Source organism: Ruminococcus sp. 5_1_39BFAA (assembly GCF_964240875.1).
Classification (GTDB): Bacteria; Bacillota; Clostridia; order Lachnospirales; family Lachnospiraceae; genus Blautia_A.
Genome location: NZ_CAXSVO010000071.1, coordinates 1 through 3,551 on the forward strand (window position 1 = coordinate 1; position 3,551 = coordinate 3,551).

At 56.7% G+C, this 3,551-nt stretch carries 7 protein-coding genes; all 7 read left to right on the plus strand.

From position 1 onward, the window contains the following. Positions 1 to 87: 87 nt before the first annotated feature. Positions 88 to 282, plus strand: coding sequence for a head-tail connector protein (locus ACESZH_RS23610; protein WP_373219528.1), 195 nt, complete (start codon positions 88 to 90; stop codon positions 280 to 282). Further along, a complete protein-coding gene (locus ACESZH_RS23615; RefSeq protein WP_373219529.1) occupies positions 282 to 611 on the plus strand; it encodes a phage head closure protein in 330 nt (109 codons plus the stop codon). Before ACESZH_RS23610 ends, ACESZH_RS23615 begins: the two co-directional genes overlap by 1 nt. Further along, positions 608 to 988, plus strand: a complete 381-nt coding sequence (locus ACESZH_RS23620) for an HK97 gp10 family phage protein (RefSeq protein WP_373219531.1) — start codon at positions 608 to 610, stop codon at positions 986 to 988. The genes ACESZH_RS23615 and ACESZH_RS23620 overlap by 4 nt, the downstream gene beginning before the upstream one ends. After that, positions 985 to 1,314 carry a hypothetical protein gene (locus ACESZH_RS23625; RefSeq protein ID WP_373219533.1) on the plus strand — a complete coding sequence of 110 codons (330 nt, stop codon included), beginning with the start codon at positions 985 to 987 and terminating at the stop codon, positions 1,312 to 1,314. Before ACESZH_RS23620 ends, ACESZH_RS23625 begins: the two co-directional genes overlap by 4 nt. Positions 1,315 to 1,346: 32 nt before the next feature. Continuing rightward, positions 1,347 to 1,961 carry a major tail protein gene (locus ACESZH_RS23630; RefSeq protein ID WP_373219535.1) on the plus strand — a complete coding sequence of 205 codons (615 nt, stop codon included), beginning with the start codon at positions 1,347 to 1,349 and terminating at the stop codon, positions 1,959 to 1,961. Positions 1,962 to 2,029: 68 nt separating this feature from the next. Continuing rightward, a complete protein-coding gene (locus ACESZH_RS23635) occupies positions 2,030 to 2,860 on the plus strand; it encodes an SPFH domain-containing protein (protein WP_373219536.1) in 831 nt (276 codons plus the stop codon). Between the two features lie 62 nt (positions 2,861 to 2,922). After that, positions 2,923 to 3,303, plus strand: a complete 381-nt coding sequence (locus ACESZH_RS23640) for a hypothetical protein (RefSeq protein WP_373219538.1) — start codon at positions 2,923 to 2,925, stop codon at positions 3,301 to 3,303. The last annotated feature ends 248 nt before the right edge of the window (positions 3,304 to 3,551 follow it).

The following is a 3,551-nucleotide window of genomic DNA, read 5'->3' on the forward strand; positions in this document are numbered from 1 at the left end:
GACATCATTATGGAACTGATATAATAATTCGCTGTTTTTGTGCAAGAGACAGGAACTTTATTTTGCGGGGCGACACAGTGGGAAGCGGTGAATGCCGCCGACCGGGATGTTGAAAATGGCATCCACCCCACACGGGAGCTGGAAAGCCTGCGCTCGACCTGCCGGGTGGCGATCCTGTACGCACTGGGGTATCTGTATGAACACCGGGATGAAGCGGACCATCATGCGCTGATGCTGACGCTTCGCTCCATCCTGTCTGCGGTAAGGGAGGGGGTGGTCTGATGATCGACAAGCTGAACGAGCGCCTTACGATTGAAAAAAGTAAGGCATACACCGACAAGGTGGGCAATCATCGGAACACATGGGAGGATTATTTCTCCTGCTTCACCTACGCTTCGACCTACGAATTGCAGGAGGGCGGGGATGAGGTCAAGCAGGAGAACCGCAGCGTGGTGTTCACGGTGCGCTGGTGTCGTGAGACGGCGGCGGTGACCTCGACAGGATACCGCATCCGGTTCCGTGGGGATGTGTACAGCATCCTGTCTGTGGACCCGATGAACTACCAGAAGCAGGGCATCAAGCTCCATTGCAGAAAGGAGGCGCGCCCATGAGCAGAAGCTGCAGCATTGACGAGCTGGCCGAGGTGATCAACCAGGGCTTGCAGGAATATGCGGAGCTCTCCGCTTTGGGCGTCAAGCGCGCCGTGCGCAAGTCCGCCAAAACCGTCAAGGAGCAGATCTCCGCAAATGCCCCGGTGAAGTCCGGGCGCTACGCCAAGAGTTGGGTGGCGAAGACCACGGAGGAGAACAGCCAGAAGCTGGTACAGACCGTGTGCTCGCCGACCCGGTATATGCTGGCACACCTGCTGGAGAAGGGGCACGCCAAGCGCGGCGGTGGCCGTGTGTCCGGCAAGCCCCATATCGCCCCGGCAGAAGCGGCCGGAATTGAACTGCTGACCAGTCTGATCGAGAAGGAGCTGAAGGCATGACCCATGATGATGTGATGGCGCTGATGGAGGCAATCAAGGCCGCAACCGGCTGTGAATTCGCCTATGACCATTTCGCTGAGGGGGAATCCCCAGACCCGCCGTTTCTGTGCTTTCTGTACCCGGAAGCGGCAGAGTTCGGTGCGGACAACATCGTCTACCACAGCTTCAGCCATCTGGACATTGAGCTGTACACAGACCTCAAGGACCCGGAGCTGGAGCAGAAGGTGGAAGCGGTGCTGACCGGCTATGAACTGTTCTTCCATAAATCCGAGGTTTGGATCGAGGAAGAGAAGATGTATGAAGTTTTGTATGAGTTGACCGTCTGAGAGGACGGTCAATTTTTATGGAGGAAACCGACATGAAGAGAAGCAACAAGGTGAAGTTCGGCCTCAAGAACTGCCACTACGCCAAGGCGACCTTCGATGAGGACGGCAACGTCACCTACGACAAGCCGGTGCGGATGCCCGGTGCGGTGAGCCTGTCCCTCGACCCGGAAGGTGAGAACGCCAACTTCTATGCCGATGATGTGGTGTTCTACGTCATCAACAACAACTCCGGCTACTCCGGCGACCTTGAACTGGCGCTGATCCCGGAGAGCTTCACCAAGGACATCCTGCACGAGGAGGAGGACGCCAACGGCGTCATGGCCGAGAACAACACGGTCAGCTACGAGCGTTTCGCTCTGCTGTTCGAGTTCTCCGGCGATGCCAAGGCTATCCGCCATGTGCTGTACTGCTGCAGCGCCTCCCGTCCCGCGATGGAAGGCCAGACCGCAGAGGACGAGAAGGAAGTCCAGACCGAGACGCTGTCCCTGTCCGCAACGGCACTGCCCAACGGCTATGTGAAGGCCAAGACCAGCGTGAATACCAGCGATGCGGTCTACAACGCATGGTACGACGCGGTGTACGAACCCCAGCAGACCGCTGTGGAGCCGGAACCTGACCCTGCCGGTGATGAAACCGCCAGCGGCTGATTCAGCCAGTAACCCAAGAATCTGGGGTGGGGAAACCCGCCCCACTACATTTTAGGAGGAAAACGACTATGAAAAAGCGCATTCTGATCATCCCCGCCCTCGTCATTCTGCTGATCCTGGGCATTCTCTCTGTTCACATCATTCCCACCGGCTATACCGGCGTGAAGACCAGCTTCGGCCAGATCCAGCAGGAACCCATCCAGAGCGGCACGGTGAACTTCACCATCCCCTTCGTGGAGAGCATCCACAAGGTGAACAACAAGCAGCAGGATAAGCACATCAAGGCGCAGATCTGGGGCGAAGCCGCCGACAAGACCCCTGTGTATGCATCGGACGTGATCGTGACCTATCAGGTGCTGCCGGAGATGTCCGCATGGATCTACGCCAATGTGTCCGATATCAAGAATCTGATCGGTGAGGAGCTGGTGGCATCGGCCATCAAGTCCGCAATGGTGGAGCTGACGCCCGGTGAGGTGACCGCCCGCACGAAGATCGAGCCGCTGGTACAGCAGAAGCTGTCCGAATCCCTGACACAGAAGTACGGCGAGGGCGTGGTGTTCGTCAACAAGGTGGTCATCAACGATATGGATTTCGAGGAAGCCTACAATGCGGCCATCCAGCAGAAGTCCATTGCCCAGCAGAACGCTGACCGCCAGAAGATCGAGAACGCCGCCGCCATTGCCAAGGCAGAAGCCGACAAGCAGGTGGCCATCACCAATGCCGAGGCGGAAGCCCAGAAGACTGCCATCAAGGCGGAGGCACAGGCGGAAGCCAATAAGAAGATCGCGGAAAGCCTGTCCGATACCCTGATCGAGTATCAGAAGATTCAGAAGTGGGACGGCAAGCTGCCCACGGTGACCGGCAGCACCGCACTCGTCGGCATCGATGCTGCGGAGTAAAGACACAATGACACATGGGGGCGGGGAAACCTGCCCCTCTACATTTTGGGAGGAAAACGACTATGGCAGTAACGAAGAAAATCGAGATCGATGGTCAGGAAGTGGAGTTCCGCGCAAGCGCAGCGGTTCCCCGTATGTACCGCATCAAGTTCGGTCGTGACATCTACAAAGACCTCCGCCAGCTGGAGACCAGCGTGGGGGAGAACGATGAGGATGCTTCCGGTCTTGACCTGTTCAGCCTTGAGATGTTCGAGAATATCGCGTTCATTATGGCAAAGCACGCCAGCCCGGACACGGTCCCTTCCGAGCCGGACGAGTGGCTGGAGCAGTTCAACACCTTCTCCATCTATCAGATTCTTCCCCAGCTGATCGAGCTGTGGGGCCTGAACGTGCAGACACAGGTGGATGCAAGAAAAAACCTCGCCGCAGTGAGCGGGAAATGACAACGCCGCTGTTCATGCTCCGGTGTGTCCAGCTGGGCATCAGTATCCGCGACCTTGATTTGCTCACGATCGGTTTGGTCAACGATATGTTCACCGAGAGTGCGAACGACGACTATCCGTACAAACAGCTTGCAAGTCAGGCTGATATGGACAAATGGTGAATTCACCATTTGTCGAATTATCAGCACCTTATAAAAATCAGCACCTTTTGTCTTGATGAAACCATTCGTCTGGATTATCATACGAAA